Source organism: Sphingosinicella sp. CPCC 101087, from assembly GCF_004151485.1.
In the GTDB taxonomy this organism is placed as follows: Bacteria; Pseudomonadota; Alphaproteobacteria; order Sphingomonadales; family Sphingomonadaceae; genus Allosphingosinicella.
In genome coordinates, this window is sequence record NZ_SBFF01000014.1 from 143,645 (window position 1) to 160,307 (window position 16,663).

Consider the following 16,663-nt stretch of genomic DNA (forward strand, 5'->3'; position numbering starts at 1 on the left):
GCCAAACCGGCATCATCGCAGGATTCGCACTCTTATCCGCTGGCCCAGGCCCTCCCCGTCTATCCGCTCCACCGAGGCCGAGACGTCCCGCTCGGCGGCGTTCAGGGCGCGGCCGAGCGCGGCGGCGCGGGCGGCGGCGAGCTCGAACGAATCGAGGCGCTGGCCACCGGGCTCGACGCCGCTGCTGTCGAGGACGACCCGGCCGCCGGCCGCGGAACGCGCCACCAAGGCGAGCCTTGCCCGCCCCGTCGGATTCAGCCGTGCCTCCCCGGGCTCGAAAAGTTCGCGGGCATCGAACTCGATTGTCGCTCCGCTGGCCGGCGCCGCGGCCGCGGCAGTCGCGGGCGGGGCCGGCGGCCGCAACGCGTGCAGCATGACGAAGCTGCCTAGCAGCAGCAAGGCGAGGTCGGCGAAGCTGACCGTCCAGCGCGGAGCAGGCGAGGACCGCATCTCAGGCCCGGTCGCGCCGCTCGACCCATCGGCTCACCGCCTCTTCCTCCGCGCGCGCGAGGGCCTCGAGCCGGTCGAGCACTTGCCTCTGCCAGTGCCGCTCCGCCTCGGACAGCCGTCCGAGCCGCGCGGCCACGGGCCCGGCAAGACAGGCGGCGAGGAGCAAGCCATAGAGGGTCGTGAGCATGGCGGTGGCCATTGCAGGAGCCATCGCCGCCGGATCGTCCATGCCGGCGAACATCAGGACGAGGCCGATGACGGTTCCGATCATTCCCATCGCGGGGGCGACCTCGGCGGCGGTGCGCCATACGCCGATCGCGCCGTCGTGGCGGGCGCGCCGGTCCTCGAGCGCCTGCTCCGCCCAGTCACGAAATTCCCGGCTGGTCCCGGCGTCGGCCAGGCGGCCCGCGGCCTCCTGCACGAAGCCGATCGGAGTCTTCACCCGGTCGGCGCAGGCTATGCCCTTATAGTCGAGTATCCGCTGGATCTGCCGAACTGCGTCACCGGCAATGCGGCCATCCAGGTCGGGGCGCGCGCGCAGCAGCGGCCGCAATGCGGCCACGGCCCGGCAGAGATCGCCGCCGGTCGACGACATGAGGGTCGCCATCGCCGTTCCCCCCAGCACGAGCGAGAGGGAGAAGGGGTCGAACAAGCGCGCGGCCGTCTCGATCATCATCTGCCTCACGTCCCTTCCCGGCCGGACCGGCAAGGATTTGCCGGCAGGCGGCAAAATATTGCCGGCCACGTCTAGCCCCAGGGCGGCAGCCTCTCCAACGCGACCTAACCTCCCTCGGACGGCCGATCTGGCACGGCCATTGCATGACAGCCCGCCGACAACCCTCGCTTACTCAGTAACGGCAGGGTGAGGATGAACTTTAGGAGGAGGCCGAATGCCTCAGGATAGTAGCCTGTTCGGATTGCACGGCACCGCACTCACGCTGCGCTCGCAGCGTCTGTCGCTGCTTGCCTCGAACATCGCCAATGCGGCGACGCCGGGATATCGCGCCCGCGACATCGACTTCGGCCGCGCGCTCGACCTGGCAAGCCGGGGCTACGACAGCGACCAGGCGGCCCGAGAATCGGTCGCCTACCGCGTACCGGTAACCCCTTCCGTCGACGGCAACACCGTCGAGCTTTCCACCGAGCAGACGTTGTTTGCGGAGAATGCGGTCCAGTACCGCACCACCCTCTCCTTCCTCGAGGGCCGCATCAACACCGTCCGCCGCGCGCTCAAGGGAGAATAGAATGGAACGCCCAATGTCGGTGTTCGACATCGCCGGCCGCGCCATGTCCGCGCAGCTCGTGCGGCTGAACGCGAACGCCTCCAATCTCGCCAATGCGGGCACCGTCTCCGGCACCAAGGAAGGCGCGTACCGGGCGATCCGCCCGGTGTTCATGCCGGTGCAGGAGAGCCCGGGCGTTGCGACGGTGCGGGTCGACCGCGTCATGCCGGGGGGCATCGAGCCGACCCGGCGCCACGCCCCCGATCACCCTTTGGCGGACGCCGAAGGCTATGTCTGGGAAGCCGGCGTCGATCATGCCGCCGAGCTGATCGAGATGGTCGAGACCGCGCGCCAGTATCAGAACAATGTCCAGGTGCTGCAGACGGCCAAGACCCTCACCCTCGATACGCTGAAGCTCGGCCAATGAGCGTCATCGATACCCTGAACGGCGCCCCGGGGCCGCAGCCGACCAACACGAGCAACCCGGCGGGGACCCTCGATCAGAACGCCTTCCTGCGGCTGATGACGACCCAGCTCACCACCCAGGACCCGTTCAACCCGGTCGACAATACGCAGATGATCGCGCAGATGGCCCAGTTCAGCCAGGTCGCGGGAATCTCCGAGATGAACCGGAGCCTGCAGACGATCGTCGACTCGCTCGCCGGCAGCCGCTTCGGCGACGTGTCGAACTGGATCGGCCGTTCGATGCTGGTCGGTTCCGATATCGCAACGCCCCTGCGCGACGGCGCCTATGCCGGCGAGATCGAGCTCGATGCCGCTGCCGATGCGGTCACCGTCAGTCTGGTCGACGAGAACGGCGCCGTCGTGCGCAACATCGATCTCGGCAGCCAGGCTGCCGGGCCCGTCGCCTTTTCCTGGGACGGCAAGGATGGCGACGGCAACCCCGTCGCCGGAGGCCCGCTCCAGGTCGTGGTCAACGCCCGGGCGGCCGGCCAACCGGTCGAGTCGGGAATCGCCACCTGGACTTCGATCGGCGGCATCCAGTCGCCCGCCAATGGCGGCGCGGCCCGCCTGGTCACCGGCCTTGGCCTGCTTTCGCCCGACGTCGCCATCCGCCTCGCCTGAATATCCTAAAAGGGAGACCCCATAATGTCCTTCTACACCTCGCTCTCCGGCCTGCGCGGCGCGCAGACCGACCTCGCCACGATCTCGAACAACGTCGCCAATGTCGGCTCCTACGGCTTCAAGCGCAGCCGCGCCTCGTTCGGCGACATCATGCCGGCCTCGTCCACGACAGCCGGCCAGGGCACGCGACTCAAGGGCATCGAGCAGCAATTCACGCAGGGCGGATTCGAATCCTCGGCCCGCGAGCTCGACATCGCCATTTCGGGCTCGGGCTTCTTCGTCACCCGCGACGGCCTGACCGGCGGCACGACCTATTTCACGCGCAATGGTTCGCTGCAGATCAATCCGAACGGCTATCTCGTCGATTCCAACGGCTCGTACATGATGGTGCTTCCGGTCGACAGCGACGGCAATGCGACGGCCCGCACGCTCGGCGCCGCGCAGACGCTGCAGCTGCCGGAGAGCTCCGGCACGCCGGCGGCGACCAGCGGGATCGACTTGTCGGTCAGCCTGCCGAGCAGCGCCGCGGTGAAGACCGGCACGTTCGACCGGCTCGACCCCAACACCTACAATTATTCCGAGCAGACGACGGTCTACGACAGCGCCGGCAACGCCATTCCCGCAACGCTCTACTTCGTCCGCACCGCTTCGGTCGCCGGCGGTGACGCCGCCGACGAGTGGGAGGTCAACATGTTCGTCGGCAACGAGCAGGCCTCGGCCGACCCGGCCTCTGCGACTCCCACGGCGCTGACTCTGACCTTCGACGCGAGCGGGGCGCTGACTGCGCCGGCGGGTGCCCACACCTTCGGCGACGTCTTCCCGGCGGGCGCTTCGGCGCCGCTCAGCATCGCGCTCAACTTCGGCAGCGCGACCCAGCAGGCCTCGGCGGCGTTCGCCGTGAACTCGCTCGAGCAGAACGGCGTCGCTTCGGCGCGGCTCAACGACATCTCGATCGGCGACGACGGCCTCGTCACCGCTACCTTCTCCGATGGTTCGACTCAGGCGCTCGGCAAGCTGATGATGGCGAACTTCTCCAACCCGGAAGGCCTCCGCCAGGCGGGCGACGGGCGCTGGACGGTCAGCGGCAATAGCGGCGAGGCCCAGATCGGCACCCCTGGCGGCGACGGCTTCGGCGAGATCCAGACCGGAACGCTCGAACGCGCCAATGTCGAGATCACCGAAGAGCTGGTCGCGCTCATCTCCGCACAGCGTAACTTCCAGGCCAACGCCAAGGCGATCGAGACCGCCAACGCGATGACCCAGTCGATCATGAACATGCGCAGCTGAGGCTAGACCATGGACCGGCTGATCCACACATCCCTGTCCGCCCTGCGCGGTGCCATGAACCGGCAGGCGACGACGGCGAACAATCTGGCGAACGCCAACACGACCGGGTTCCGACGGGAGATCTCGTCGGCCCGGGCGCTGTGGATCCAGGGCCAGGGCTTCGACGCGCGGGCGCAGTCTTCGCAGGAGGTGCTGACCGCCGACATGCGTGCCGGCACGGTGAACCAGACCGGCCGCGAGCTCGATGTGGCGATGCAAGGCGACGCCCTGCTCACGGTCCAGGCGCGCGAAGGCGGCGAAGCCTATACTCGGCGCGGCGACCTGCAGGTCAGCCCGACCGGAGTCCTCACCACCGGCGATGGCCATGTCGTCATGGGCGAGCAAGGCCCGATCACCCTGCCACCAGCCGATTCGATGCGGATCGACCAGGACGGCGCGATCTGGATCGTTCCCACTGGCGGGGATCCCAACGTCCCGCAGCAGGTCGATCGCCTCAAGCTGGCGACCCCGACCGGGTCGCAGCTGCTCAAGGGGCTGGACGGGCTGTTCCGCGTTCCCGACGGCGGCGTCCTTCCGGCCGATCCGCAGGCCCGGCTCACCCCGCGCAGCCTCGAAGGCTCGAACGTCGAGGTGACCCAGGGCCTGATGGAGATGATCGAAGCCAGCCGCGCCTGGGAGACCCAGCTCCGGCTCATTTCCACCGCTCGCGAGATCGACACTTCGGCGTCCGATCTGATGCGCCTGCCCAGCTGATTTCCACCAGGGAGCTTATCCTATGTCCAACGCAGCCCTTCACGTCGCCCGCACCGGGCTCGACGCCCAGGCGGCGCGCATGCGCGTCATCGCCAACAATCTGGCGAACGTGAACACCACCGCCTTCAAGCGCGACCGGGCCGAGTTCGAGACGCTCGCCTATCAGATCATGACCGCGCCCGGCGCGGCCGCCTCGGGCGAGAACCAATATGCGATCGGTCTCAACCTCGGGGGCGGCGTGCACATGACGGGCACCGCCCGGGTGAACACGGCCGGATCCATCAACTCGACCGACAATCCGCTCGACCTGGCGATCGAGGGCGCCGGCTATTTCCGGATCCTCCGCCCAGACGGCACCGAGGCCTATTCGCGCGCCGGCAACTTCCACCTTTCCGACGAGGGCAAGATCGTCACCTCCGACGGCATGCCGCTGCAGCCGGAGATCCAGATCCCTGAAGGGGCGCAGACGGTCACGATCGGCACCGACGGAACCGTCTCGGTCACTCAGCAGGGGCAGACCGAGCCGACCGAGGTCGGCCGGATCGAGCTTTCGCGCTTCGTCAACGAGGCCGGGCTGCAGGCGATCGGCGGCAACCTCTATATCGAGACCGCCGCCAGCGGCACCGCCCAGACCGGCGCCCCCGGCGAGGAAGGTCGGGGCACGCTGCGCCAGGGCGCGCTCGAAGGCTCCAACGTCAACGTCGTCCAGGAGCTCGTCGACATGATCGAGACCCAGCGTGCCTATGAGGTCAACGCCAAGATGGTCTCGGCGACCGACGAGATGCTGCGCAATGCCAACCAGCAGCTCTGACATGATCCGGCACGGCCTCCTCATCGGCGCCGCCTTGCTGCTCTGCGCCGCGCGCGAGCCGCGCCCGACCTACGAGCCGAGCTATCCGGAAACGCCGCCGCCGCCCCCGGCGAACGGCGCCATCTTCCAGGCCGGCCAGGGCTATGCGCCGCTGACCAGCGGCGCCCGCGCCGCGGCGGTCGGCGACGTGATCACGATCGTTCTGGTCGAAAGAATGCAGGGCAGCACCGTCAACGGGGTAACCACCGCACGCGACGGAAGCCTCGGCCTTACCCCGCCGAGCACCGGCCCCCTGTCCTTCTTCCAGCCCAGCGACGTGTCGATGGGCGGCGCCAACGAGTTTGACGGCCAGGGCCGCGCCACTCAGAGCAACTCGCTGTTCGGCGAGATCAGCGTCACCGTCGCCGCGGTGATGCCGAACGGCAACCTGATCGTTCAGGGCGAGAAAGCCGTGCGGATCAACCGCGGCGACGAGTTCATCCGTGTGTCCGGTATCGTCCGCGCCACCGACATCGGGCCGGACAATCGCGTGGCTTCGACGCGGATCGCCGACGCCAACATCGTCTATTCCGGCCGCGGAGAGGTCGCCCGCGCCAGCCGTCAGGGCTGGCTGCAGCGCTTTTTCACCATCGTCAGCCCCTTCTGAAGGTCCCCTCATGCTGATCCGCATCCTTCTCGCCTTCGCCGCATTGGCGGCCTTCGCCGCGCCGGCTCATGCCGTGCGGATCAAGGATCTCGGCTCCTTCCAGGGCGTGCGCCCCAACCAGCTGGTCGGCTATGGCATCGTCGTCGGCCTGGCCGGCACTGGCGACGACAATCTGGAATATGCCACGCAGGCGATGGGCGGAGTCGCTTCGCGCTTCGGGATCACGCTGCCGCCGGGGGTCAATCCGGCGCTCAAGAACGCCGCCGCAGTGATGGTCACCGCCGATCTTCCCGCCTTCGCGCGGCCGGGCCAGCGGATCGATGTCACCATCTCGGCCCTCGGACGAGCGCGGTCGCTCCGTGGCGGAACCCTGATCCTCGCGCCGCTGCGCGGCGCCGACAACCAGATCTACGCCATGGCGCAGGGCAGCCTCGTCGTCGGCGGCCTCGGCGTCTCGGCGCAGGACGGCTCGCAGGTCTCCGTCAACGTGCCTTCGGCCGGGCGAATCCCCAACGGTGCCACCGTCGAGCGGGCAGTGGATGCCGGCTTCGCGCTCGCACCGCAGCTCACCTTCAACCTCGCCGATGCCGATTTCACGACTGCCCGGCGGGTCGCGGACGCGATCAACTCGGAGCTCGGCCAGCCGATCGCCAGCGCCGTCGACGCGGTCTCGATCGCCATCGCGGCGGCGCCCGGCGCCGAGCCGCGCACCGCCCTGATGAGCCGGATCGAGAACATCGAAGTCACGCCGGCCGACGCACCGGCGCGCGTGATCGTGAATTCGCGCACCGGCACGGTCGTCATCAACGGGGCGGTCCGGATTGGCCCGGCGGCGGTCAGCCACGGCCGGCTCACCGTCTCGGTCGACGAGAATCCCCGGATCATCCAGCCGGCGCCCTTCTCGCGGGGACAGACGGCGGAGGAGCAGGACAGCAGTATCGAGATCGTCGAGGAGCAGCTTCGCATGTTCGAGATGGCTCCGGGCGCCGAGCTGTCGGACATCGTCCGGGCGGTCAACGCGATCGGCGCGGCGCCGTCCGACCTCGTCGCGATCCTGGAGGCGCTCAAGCAGGCGGGCGCCCTTAGAGCGGAGCTCGTCGTCCTGTGATCGATCGCATTTCCCCGCAGCCGCCGGCCGCAGGAGCGGCACAGCCCGACAAGGCCGCGCAGGACCAGCAAATGCGCGAGGCCGCGCAGGCCTTCGAGGCGGTGTTCCTGCGTCAGATGATCGGATCTATGCGCCAGGCGAAGCTCGGCGAGGACCTGCTCGGCAGCGCCGCCTCCGACCAGTTCCGCGACATGGCGGACGCCCGTCTCGCCGACACGATGGCCGAGCGCGAGAGCTTCGGCATCGCCGAAATGCTTCTCAACCAGTTCCAGCGCAGGACAGGCCAATGAGCGACCTTCTCAGCATCGGCGCCTCGGCGGTTCGCGCCTACAGGGGCGCGCTCGGCGCGATCGGCGAGAATGTCGCCAATGCCGAAACGCCCGGCTATTCCCGCCGCACTGTGGTGCTGAGGCAGGCGGCAACGCCGGGCATCAGCCCCGATCCCATCTATGGCGACCAGCTGCTGTTCAGCGGCGTCAGCATCGGCGGCGTGCAGCGCGCCTGGGATTCCTTCCGGGCGAGCGAGGCGCGGTTCGCGGCCTCGGCGGCGGGAGCGGCCGCGGCCCGTGAACAATGGCTGGTCAGTGTCGAGACGGCGTTCGGCAGCAGCTCGGCCACCGTCGGCGCGTCCATGACCGTCTTCTTCAACACGGCAGCCAGCCTGGCGGCCAATCCCGGCGAACTGCTCGGCCGTACGACGATGCTGACGTCGCTTGGGGATGTCGCCGGCGCGTTTCGCACGAGTGCCGAGGCGCTCGGCAGGGTTTCCGAAGGTATCAGGTCCGCCGCCGCCCTCGATATCGAAGCGGTCAACGACTCGCTGACCGCGTTGGACGACATCAATGCCACCATCCGCGCGTCGAAGCCCGGCGGCGCGGCTCGCGCGGCGCTCGAGGACGAACGCGACCGGCTGATCACCGAAATCGCAGGGCGCCTCGACATCGGGGTCACGATCGCCGGCGACGGAACCGCCGCGCTTACCCTTGGAGGCGCTGCGAGCGTTTCCCTGCTCGACGGCGGCAGCCCCGGCTTCATCGACATGGTCGTGGCCACGGACGGACGCATTTCGCTCCAACTCACCAAGGATGGCTCGACCGTGCCGCTGCCGGCGACATCGGGCAGTCTGGCCGGCCTGGTGCGGGTAGCCGGGACGACAGCAGACCGACGTGCTGCGCTCGACGTGCTGGCGATAGACTTCGCCACGGCGATCAACGACTGGTCCGCGGACGGACTCGATCTCGCCGGCAATCCCGGCGGGCCGCTGCTCGACGCGAGCGGCGGCGCGGTCTCGATCGACGTGCTGGTCACCGACCCGGCCCTGGTTGCGGCCCAATCGACCGACGGCCGGGCGAACGGAAATCTGCTCGCGCTCGACGCCCTTCGCGGCCCGACAGGCCCCGAGAGCCGGTGGAATGCCCTGGTCGCCGATTGCGCCCAGAGCCTCTCCGCGGCGAGGGCCGAGGCTTCGGCCGCCGCATCCTGGCGGGACAACAGCTTCGCCTCCCTCGACGAGGTGACCGGGATCGACCTGGATCGCGAGGCGGCCGAGCTGCTGCGCTTCCAGCAGGCCTATGGCGCCGCCAGCCGGATCATCCAGGTCGCGCGCGAGACTTTCGATACTCTCGTTTCTGCCCTCTAGAGGAGCCGCTTTGCCATGATCACCGGCACCCGTTACCGCCTCACGCTCGAAATCGGGCGCCACGCGCAGCTCGCCAGAGACATCGAGCGCTCGCTGACCGAGATCTCGACCGGAAAGCGAATCCAGGCACCGTCGGACGATCCAGTCGGCGCCGCGCGCGTTTCCGACATCGCCCGCATGCAGTCGGATATCGCGACCTGGAAGCGCAATCTCGACGCTGCCGCCGGCCTTTCGGCCCGGGCGGACGACGCGATCAGCGCCACGGTGTCGGCAATCACCCGCGCCAAGGAGCTGATGCTGTCGGCAGCCACCGGCACCACGTCTGCCGACAGTCGCGCGATCGTCGCGCTCGAGCTGCGGTCGATCGCCTCAGAGATTGCGGCGCTCCAGGAGACGCGCGACCCTCGCGGCAATCCTCTCTTCCCGATCGACGAGCCGCTGGAAATCCCTGCGGGCGAAGGCGTCCGAATCACCGCGGTTGGAACCCGTGCCTCTGTGTTCGAGGCCGACACGGCCGGCGGACTCAAGGACATCGTAGCCATCATCTCGGATGCCGCCGATGCGATCGAGGAGCCCGACGCGACTCGTGCCGCCTCGGTTGACGCGGCGCTCGCCGAAATGGACGCCGCGGTGTCCGGCATCACTCGGGCTCAGGGCGAGCAGGGCACGCGCGGCAACCGTATCGACAATCTCCTCACTCGCCTCTCCGAATTCTCGCTCCAGGCGGAAGAGGAGCGCAAGTCGATCGAAAGCACCGACGTGATGGAGGTGATCGCGCGCCTCCAGGCGCGCCAGCTGACCCTCGAGGCAGCGCAGGCGGCCTTCACCCGGATCAATTCCGGCACCTTGTTCGACATGCTGCGCTAGACCAGGGCCGGCACGCCGGCCGCGCCGCGGATTCGCCGGGATCCCTAAAATTCCGGCGAAACTGCCGTTAACTCCTTCAGGGCGTGCTTTCCTTCGCCCCACTGGCCAGAGTCGGGGAAAAGCGGATGTTTCCAGCTGTCGGTATCGTCGTCGTCATCGTGATGGTGTTCGGCGGCTTTCTCGTCAGTGGCGGGAACATAGAAATCATCCTGCACGCGTTGCCGCTGGAAATGCTGATCATCGGCGGCGCCGCCGTCGGCGCGACGATCGCCGGCAACTCGACCCGGGAACTGAAGGCGCTCGGCGGCGGCTTCGCCAAGGTCTTCAAGGGTCCGCGCTACACCAAGCAGGACTTCCTCGACACGATCTTCCTCGTTTCCAGGCTGATGAAGATGCTGCGCACCGACGGCCCGGTCGCGGTCGAGCCGCATATCGAGGATCCGCACGCCAGCACGATCTTCGCCGACTATCCGAAGCTGCTCAAGGACGACACGCTGGTCCACCTGATCTGCGACACGCTGCGGCTGGTCGTGGTCTCCTCGGGAACGCTCGACCCGCACGCCGTCGAGGACGTGATGGACAATGCGATCCGGACCCATCATCATGAAGCCATCCGACCCGCCAACACGCTGCAGACGCTGGCCGATGCGCTGCCCGCGCTGGGCATCGTCGCGGCCGTGCTCGGCGTCGTCAAGACGATGGGCTCGATCGACCAGCCCCCGGCGATCCTGGGCGCCATGATCGGATCGGCATTGGTCGGCACCTTCCTCGGCGTCCTGCTTGCCTACGGGTTCGTCGGCCCGTTCGCCAATCGTGCGCGCCAGGTGATCGAAGGGGACGGCGCCATCTACCATGTCGTGAAGCAGATCGTGATCGCCTCTTTGCACGGCCACCCGCTGCCGCTGGTGATCGAGGCCGCGCGCTCCGGCATCTCCCACTCCAACCAGCCCGCCTTTGCGGACGTGTTCGACGGCATGCGGGGGCGGTGAGCCATGGCCAGCGTTGCGAGACGGGGGAAGAACGAGCCTGAGCCCCGGCCGATCATCGTCAAGAAGGTCGTCGAGGAACAGCATGGACCCCATCATGGCGGCGCCTGGAAGATCGCTTATGCCGACTTCGTGACGGCGATGATGGCCTTCTTCCTGCTGCTCTGGCTGCTCGGTTCGACCGACGAGCAGAAGCGAAAGGGTCTGGCCGATTATTTCACCCCGACCCTGATCGAATATCGCCAGAACAGCGCCGGCTCGGACGGGATCCTGGGCGGCGATTCGATCATCGCCACCGACAATTACCCCCACAAGGCGCAACAGACCGGGTCGCGCGCAATCGTCGTGCCGCGCGACGCCACCGGCGGCGAGCGCGAAGGCTCCGCCAGCACGGCCGAGGACCGGCTGCGTTTCGAGCAGCTTCGCCAAGCGCTGATCCGACGGATCGAATCCACGCCGGAGCTCAGCCGCCTGCGCAGCCATATCCGCTTCTCCGAGGACGATGAGGGGCTTCGCATCGACCTCATGGACGAGGCCGACTTCTCGATGTTCCGCGTCGGCACCGATCAGCTGCTGCCCCAGGCCCGGCGGCTCGTGCAGGAGGTCGCGCGGGTGATTACGGAAGTGCCGAACGCCATCGTGGTGCGTGGCCACACCGACGCACTGCCTTATGCGGCCGGCCGGACGATGAACAACTGGATGCTATCGACCGCCCGGGCGGAGAGCACCCGAGCGACGCTGAACGCATCCGGCATTCCGGCGTCGCGCTTTTCCCGCATCGAAGGCGTGGCCGAGCGCGACCCGTTCGTTGCCAACGACCGCTACGATCCGCGCAACCGCCGCATCTCCATCACCCTGGCCTGGCGCAAGGGCGAAACCCCACCTTCGATAGAGCGGCCTGACCTGAGCCGGCAATGATGCTGAAGATCTTCCAGGCCCCGCCGCGCGAGCTCACCCATCAGAAGATCTTTGCGCGGATCGGAAAGTTCCTGGTCGAGCACGGCCTGTGCCCGAGCCCGGAAAATTACAGCTTGGTCTATCAGCTCGTGGTCGACAGCGACTCCGCCGTGTCGCGGGAGGTGAAACGGCTCGTCAGCGACGGAATAAGGCTTTCACAGCCGGAAGCGGACCGCATCCGCAGCGAGTTCGGGATCGGCGCGAAGACGGCGGCGGAGGCTGAGCCGGTCGACGACGCCGCCCTCGCGGCGGCGAAGCTCCTGCTCCAACAATTTGCCGAGACGGTCGAGCAGGCGCGCGTGGAGACCGAACTTTATGGCCGCGACCTCGAACAGGGCGCCGCCGCGCTGGAGACGGCCGGGCCCGAGGCGGGTCTCGGCAGCCTCATCAGGATCACCGGCGCGATCCTGGAGCGAACCCGCACCGCCGAGCGGCGGCTCGTGCAGGCGGAAAGCGAGACGCAGACGCTACGCCGGCAGCTCAGCGAAATGGTCGAGGAAGCGCGAAGGGACCCACTGACCGGTCTCGCCAATCGCCGCGCCTTCGAAGATCGCTGTCGCGAGCTGGACTTGGAAGGTATCCAGGTGGCGGTCGCGATCTGCGACATCGACCATTTCAAGCTTATCAACGACGGGCACGGCCATGTGGTCGGCGACCGGGTGCTGAAGATGATGGCGAAGAGGCTGCAACGCGCCTGTGCCGGCCATATGGTGGCAAGGCTCGGCGGCGAGGAGTTTGTCATCCTGTTCGAAGGGTTGACGGCGGTCGAGGCAGGCGATCTCGTCGACAAGGCGCGCCGGTCGCTGATGCGCCGAGACTTCGTGCTTCGCGGCACTGGGGAGCGGATCGGCCAGGTCACCTTTTCCGCGGGGATCGCCTGCTGCGCCGACGGAGCGGTGCAAGCGCTGATGCGAGCCGACGAGCTTCTCTACGAGGCGAAGAATAGCGGCCGCAACCGCATCCGCGTGGACGAATAGCCCGCTCCGCAGCGCAAAAACGATTCTTAACCAGCCACGCTGCCCGCCGCGCCATCATCCTTCTTCGCGCACGCCGCGCAGCGACCGACGACCTCGAGGGTAAGGCGAATGACCGAAAATCGGGCGGCCGCGTAGATGCCGTCGCACTCCGCGATCACATCGCCGACGGGAAAGGCCTGAACCCCGCGACAACATTCGCAGACCATAAATCCGCCATCCGTGTCCCCGGCGAGGAGATAGGCCGAAAGCGATTCCACCCGGCGGACCTTGCCGGCCCGGGTCAGACGCTCCAGCACGCGGTAGACTTGCGTCGGTGTCAGCGGCGCATCCTCCCACCCGCTCCGCCGGGCGATCTCATAGGCTCCGAGCGGCCGATCCGCCTGCTCCAGGATCCCCACCAATTGTGTGTCGAGCACCTTCGGCTCCCGATTGGCGCGCCGGGCGGAGCGCCCGCTCCCATCGCCGACGCGAACGCCGGCGCCCTTATTCCTGGACACTTCAGAAGGCATGGGCGCGCAGGCGCCAGTTCACTCCATGGCCCATCATGAGCAGGAGACTGCCGATGACGGTCGTACCGGTCTCGGCCCCTTCGCTCAGCCCCGGCGCCAACCCGGCGCCCAGGAACAGCATCCCGAGCACACCGAGCAGGACCGGGGTGACGGCGCGGTGGAGCCGATAACCGAGCCCGAAGGCCAGGGTCGCAGCCGGAAGCACCAGAGCCAGCGCAAGCTGGTGGAAGACTGGCGACGCGAAGAACAGGCCGACCATTCCGGGCAGAAGCAGGATCAGGAGGGGAAGCGCGAAACAGTGGAGGAGGCAGAGCAGCGAACCGCCGATGGCGGCGCCTTCGATCATGTCGACCTTCATCCGGCCGCCGCTGCGTCCTGATTGTCTCGCTTGCATATGCTCCAAACCTCTTGCGGTATGATATATCGTATCCTAGAAGCTCGACTGCAAGAGCGAAAGGGGTCAATCATGAAATATCGCGTCCTTCTTCTGTCGGCGGTTTCGTTCGGCGCCCTGGCGCCGGGCGAGGCACGCGCCTCCCAGGCGGGGAGTCGTACCGACGGGGAGATCATCATCACCGCATCGGCGCTCGACCAGAGCGCGGACGAAACGGCGACGCCAGTGGTCACCCTCTCCGGCGACGAGCTGGTCCACCGCCGGCAGGCGACACTCGGGGAAACGCTCGCCGGCCAGCCCGGCATCCATTTCGAGAGCTTCGGGGGCGGCGCGAGCCGGCCCGTCATCAGAGGACAGACCTCCCCGAGAATCCAGGCGCTCAGCGACGGCGCCAACATCCAGGACGCGTCCGCAATCTCGCCCGACCATGCGATCGTCACCGAGCCGCTGCTCCTCAGGGGCATCGAGGTGCTGCGCGGGCCGGCAGCCCTTCTTTACGGCGGCGGGGCGATCGGCGGGGCGATCAACCTGCTCGACGAGAAAGTCCCCACCGTCCTGCCCGAAGGCGGCATTGCCGGCGTGGCGGAGGGGCGTCTGGGCACCGCCGATGATGAACGATCGCTCGTCGGAGGTCTCACCGCCGGGGTCGGCCCTTTCGCTTTTCATGTCGAGGGCGTCCATCGGTCGAGCGACGACTATCGCATTCCCGAGTCGTTCGGCACGAGCCGCGTCGAAGGCTCCTATAACGACAGCTCCACCTTCAGCGCGGGCGGATCATGGATCGGCCCCGGCGGCTATTTGGGCGTCGCCTACACCCGGCAGCGCAGTCGATACGGCCTGCCGGGCCACAGCCACGAATATGAAGACTGCCATCCGCACGGGACGAGCATCCATTGCGGCGGACATGGTCATGACGACGAGGATCACGATCATGAGCATGACCATGATCACGAGCATGAGGAGGTGCCGTTCGTGCGCCTCCGGAGCGAGCGGTTCGACATTCGCAGCGACTATCAGGACCCCCTGCCCGGATTCGAGCGATTCCGCTTCAGGATGGCGTTTACCGACTATGAGCATGATGAGCTGGAACATGATGAAGTTGCCACCACGTTCCGGAACAAGGCCTTCGACGTCCGGGCCGAGCTGACCCACAAGCCGATCGGCGGCTTCAAGGGAGTCTTCGGAGTCCAGCGTTCGGAGAGCGAATTCAGCGCATCGGGCGAAGAGGCGTTCCTGCTCGATACCAGAACGACCAGCATGGCCCTTTTCCTGATGGAGACCTTCCAGCTGGGACCGGTCCGGCTGGAGGCCGCGGCTCGCCAGGAATGGCAGGAAATCGAGCCGGAGCGTTCCTTCATGTTCCCGGCGGCGAGGCACGACCCCCTCTCCTTCTCCGGCGCCGCGATATGGGACATCGATGACGACTATTCCGTCTCGCTCTCCCTCGCCCGAGCGCAGCGAGCGCCGAACGCGCAGGAACTCTATGCCTATGGCGTCCACCTGGCGACCAACACGTTCGAGGTCGGGCTGATCACCGGCAACGTGCGTCTCGGCCTGGACGCCTCCGCGAAAGAAGAGACCTCCCGATCCGTCAATCTGACGTTCCGCAAGACGCGCGGTCCAACCACGTTCACCGTCGGCGCCTATCACCAGGATTTCGACAACTACATCTTCGCCGAGACGCTCGACCGCTTCGAGGACTTCCGCCTCATCCGCTACGTCGGCGCGGACGCCACCTTCACAGGCGTCGACGCCGAGGTGCGGCACCAGCTCACTGCGGACGTCGCGATATCCGCCTTTGGCGACTATGTGCGTGCGAAGCTGAAGGATGACCTCGGCAATCTACCGCGCATTCCGCCGATGCGGATCGGCGGCCGGATCGACGGCCGCTGGGGTCCGTTCTCCGGAGACGTGGAATATTACCGCGCCTTCAGCCAGGACGAAGTCGCCTCCTACGAAAGTCGGACGCCGGGCTACGACATGGTAAATGCCACGTTGGCATACCGGCTCGATCTCGGACCCACGAGCCAGGCGGAATTGTTCGTGCGTGCGACGAACCTTACGAACGACCTGGCATTCAATCACGCCTCCTTCATCAGGGATGCGGCGCCGCTCAGGGGCCGGAACTTCGTCTTCGGCCTGCGGACGACGCTCTGAGTCCGTGGCCCGCGTTGCACATTCCGACGAGGCCAAGCGAGCGCCCCAATCCCCGCCGCAGCTGTTTCGTTTCGTCGAGGAACTCCAGGGCGACTTGCCCTGGGGTTCCGTCCTCGACGCGGGAACCGGAACCGGCTCGATCCGCTGGGTCTCGTCCCTGCCGACCGCGCGCTGGACCGCGGTGACGGGCGCCGAAGGCCATGCGGTGCAGGTGAGCGATGCGGTCGCGGCTGTACGCAGGCGCCAGGACCGGATCGTGCTCGGCAACTGGGCCGATCCTGCGCTGCTTGCCGGAGAATGCTATGATACGGTCCTCGCGGATTATCTGCTGGGCGCGATAGAGGGTTTCGCGCCCTATTTTCAGCCGCGCCTGTTCGCGAGGCTGCGACCGCTGGTGGGCCACCGCCTCTATGTCGTCGGGCTCGAACCTTATGTGAGCCACGAGCCGAACTCCCCCGCTGCCCGGATCATCTGGGAGATCGGCCGCTTTCGCGACGCCTGCCTGCTGCTCGCCGGTGAGCGGCCCTACCGCGAATATCCCGTCCAATGGGTGATCGATCATCTGTACGCCTCCGGATTCCGGGTCGTCGCGGCGCGGCGCTTCGCGATCCGGTACAAGGCTCGCTTCGTGAACAGCCAGATCGACATGTGCGCGCCGCGCCTCGCAACGCTTTCGGATCGGACCCTGGCAGATGCGCTCTCGGCCAGGGGGGAGGCGCTCAGGAACCGAGCGCTCGACCTGATCGACCGCGAGGGCGGGATTCGCCACGGCTTCGATCATGTCGTCGCCGCCGAGCCGATCGGCACATGACG

General features: G+C 67.5%; 20 protein-coding genes. 16 read left to right on the plus strand and 4 right to left on the minus strand.

Translation table 11 applies throughout. The annotated features are described in order from the left end of the window. Window positions 1-12: 12 nt before the first annotated feature. Window positions 13-450 (minus strand): flagellar motor protein MotB, encoded by a 438-nt coding sequence (locus tag EKM57_RS22040; protein ID WP_165357571.1) that lies wholly within the window; start codon window positions 448-450, stop codon window positions 13-15. Window position 451: 1 nt separating this feature from the next. Next, window positions 452-1,126: a MotA/TolQ/ExbB proton channel family protein gene (locus tag EKM57_RS20150; RefSeq protein WP_243451167.1), complete on the minus strand. Its 675-nt coding sequence runs from the start codon at window positions 1,124-1,126 to the stop codon at window positions 452-454. Window positions 1,127-1,340: 214 nt separating this feature from the next. On the opposite strand from EKM57_RS20150, the gene flgB reads away from it, so the two are divergent. The 14 genes from flgB (at window position 1,341) to EKM57_RS20220 (ending at window position 12,790) form a co-directional block, all read left to right on the plus strand. Then, window positions 1,341-1,694: a flagellar basal body rod protein FlgB gene (gene flgB, locus EKM57_RS20155; RefSeq protein ID WP_129794329.1), complete on the plus strand. Its 354-nt coding sequence runs from the start codon at window positions 1,341-1,343 to the stop codon at window positions 1,692-1,694. Between the two features lies 1 nt (window position 1,695). After that, complete coding sequence (flgC, locus tag EKM57_RS20160) at window positions 1,696-2,100, plus strand: flagellar basal body rod protein FlgC (RefSeq protein WP_129794330.1); 405 nt, start codon at window positions 1,696-1,698, stop codon at window positions 2,098-2,100. Beyond that, complete coding sequence (locus tag EKM57_RS20165) at window positions 2,097-2,759, plus strand: flagellar hook assembly protein FlgD (RefSeq protein ID WP_129794331.1); 663 nt, start codon at window positions 2,097-2,099, stop codon at window positions 2,757-2,759. The genes flgC and EKM57_RS20165 overlap by 4 nt, the downstream gene beginning before the upstream one ends. 24 nt (window positions 2,760-2,783) lie before the next feature. Further along, complete coding sequence (locus EKM57_RS20170) at window positions 2,784-4,046, plus strand: flagellar hook protein FlgE (protein ID WP_129794332.1); 1,263 nt, start codon at window positions 2,784-2,786, stop codon at window positions 4,044-4,046. A 9-nt stretch (window positions 4,047-4,055) separates the two neighbouring features. Next, entirely contained in the window at window positions 4,056-4,799 is a 744-nt protein-coding gene (locus tag EKM57_RS20175) for a flagellar basal body rod protein FlgF (protein WP_129794333.1), read from the plus strand. A 22-nt stretch (window positions 4,800-4,821) separates the two neighbouring features. Further along, window positions 4,822-5,610, plus strand: a complete 789-nt coding sequence (gene flgG, locus EKM57_RS20180; protein WP_129794334.1) for a flagellar basal-body rod protein FlgG — start codon at window positions 4,822-4,824, stop codon at window positions 5,608-5,610. Window position 5,611: 1 nt separating this feature from the next. Next, complete coding sequence (locus EKM57_RS20185) at window positions 5,612-6,256, plus strand: flagellar basal body L-ring protein FlgH (RefSeq protein WP_129794335.1); 645 nt, start codon at window positions 5,612-5,614, stop codon at window positions 6,254-6,256. 10 nt (window positions 6,257-6,266) lie between these two features. Then, window positions 6,267-7,364: a flagellar basal body P-ring protein FlgI gene (locus EKM57_RS20190; protein WP_129794336.1), complete on the plus strand. Its 1,098-nt coding sequence runs from the start codon at window positions 6,267-6,269 to the stop codon at window positions 7,362-7,364. Window positions 7,365-7,435: 71 nt separating this feature from the next. After that, window positions 7,436-7,654 carry a rod-binding protein gene (locus EKM57_RS20195; protein WP_129794360.1) on the plus strand — a complete coding sequence of 73 codons (219 nt, stop codon included), beginning with the start codon at window positions 7,436-7,438 and terminating at the stop codon, window positions 7,652-7,654. Continuing rightward, window positions 7,651-9,003 carry a flagellar hook-associated protein FlgK gene (flgK, locus tag EKM57_RS20200; protein WP_129794337.1) on the plus strand — a complete coding sequence of 451 codons (1,353 nt, stop codon included), beginning with the start codon at window positions 7,651-7,653 and terminating at the stop codon, window positions 9,001-9,003. The genes EKM57_RS20195 and flgK overlap by 4 nt, the downstream gene beginning before the upstream one ends. A 15-nt stretch (window positions 9,004-9,018) precedes the next feature. Beyond that, complete coding sequence (locus EKM57_RS20205; protein ID WP_129794338.1) at window positions 9,019-9,870, plus strand: flagellin; 852 nt, start codon at window positions 9,019-9,021, stop codon at window positions 9,868-9,870. Between the two features lie 125 nt (window positions 9,871-9,995). After that, a complete protein-coding gene (gene motA / locus EKM57_RS20210; protein WP_129794339.1) occupies window positions 9,996-10,859 on the plus strand; it encodes a flagellar motor stator protein MotA in 864 nt (287 codons plus the stop codon). A gap of 3 nt (window positions 10,860-10,862) precedes the next feature. Then, a complete protein-coding gene (locus EKM57_RS20215) occupies window positions 10,863-11,774 on the plus strand; it encodes a flagellar motor protein MotB (protein WP_129794340.1) in 912 nt (303 codons plus the stop codon). Next, window positions 11,771-12,790 (plus strand): GGDEF domain-containing protein, encoded by a 1,020-nt coding sequence (locus EKM57_RS20220; RefSeq protein ID WP_129794341.1) that lies wholly within the window; start codon window positions 11,771-11,773, stop codon window positions 12,788-12,790. Before EKM57_RS20215 ends, EKM57_RS20220 begins: the two co-directional genes overlap by 4 nt. 26 nt (window positions 12,791-12,816) lie before the next feature. On the opposite strand, the gene EKM57_RS20225 is transcribed toward EKM57_RS20220, so the two are convergent. Both EKM57_RS20225 and EKM57_RS20230 read right to left on the minus strand, forming a co-directional pair. Next, window positions 12,817-13,206 (minus strand): Fur family transcriptional regulator, encoded by a 390-nt coding sequence (locus EKM57_RS20225; RefSeq protein ID WP_129794342.1) that lies wholly within the window; start codon window positions 13,204-13,206, stop codon window positions 12,817-12,819. An 82-nt stretch (window positions 13,207-13,288) separates the two neighbouring features. Then, window positions 13,289-13,657 carry a MerC domain-containing protein gene (locus EKM57_RS20230; protein ID WP_206185515.1) on the minus strand — a complete coding sequence of 123 codons (369 nt, stop codon included), beginning with the start codon at window positions 13,655-13,657 and terminating at the stop codon, window positions 13,289-13,291. A 108-nt stretch (window positions 13,658-13,765) separates the two neighbouring features. Between EKM57_RS20230 and EKM57_RS20235 the strand changes: the two genes are divergently transcribed. Both EKM57_RS20235 and EKM57_RS20240 read left to right on the plus strand, forming a co-directional pair. Next, entirely contained in the window at window positions 13,766-15,850 is a 2,085-nt protein-coding gene (locus tag EKM57_RS20235) for a TonB-dependent receptor domain-containing protein (protein WP_129794344.1), read from the plus strand. Window positions 15,851-15,854: 4 nt separating this feature from the next. Further along, window positions 15,855-16,661 carry a hypothetical protein gene (locus tag EKM57_RS20240; RefSeq protein ID WP_206185516.1) on the plus strand — a complete coding sequence of 269 codons (807 nt, stop codon included), beginning with the start codon at window positions 15,855-15,857 and terminating at the stop codon, window positions 16,659-16,661. Window positions 16,662-16,663 lie beyond the last annotated feature (2 nt).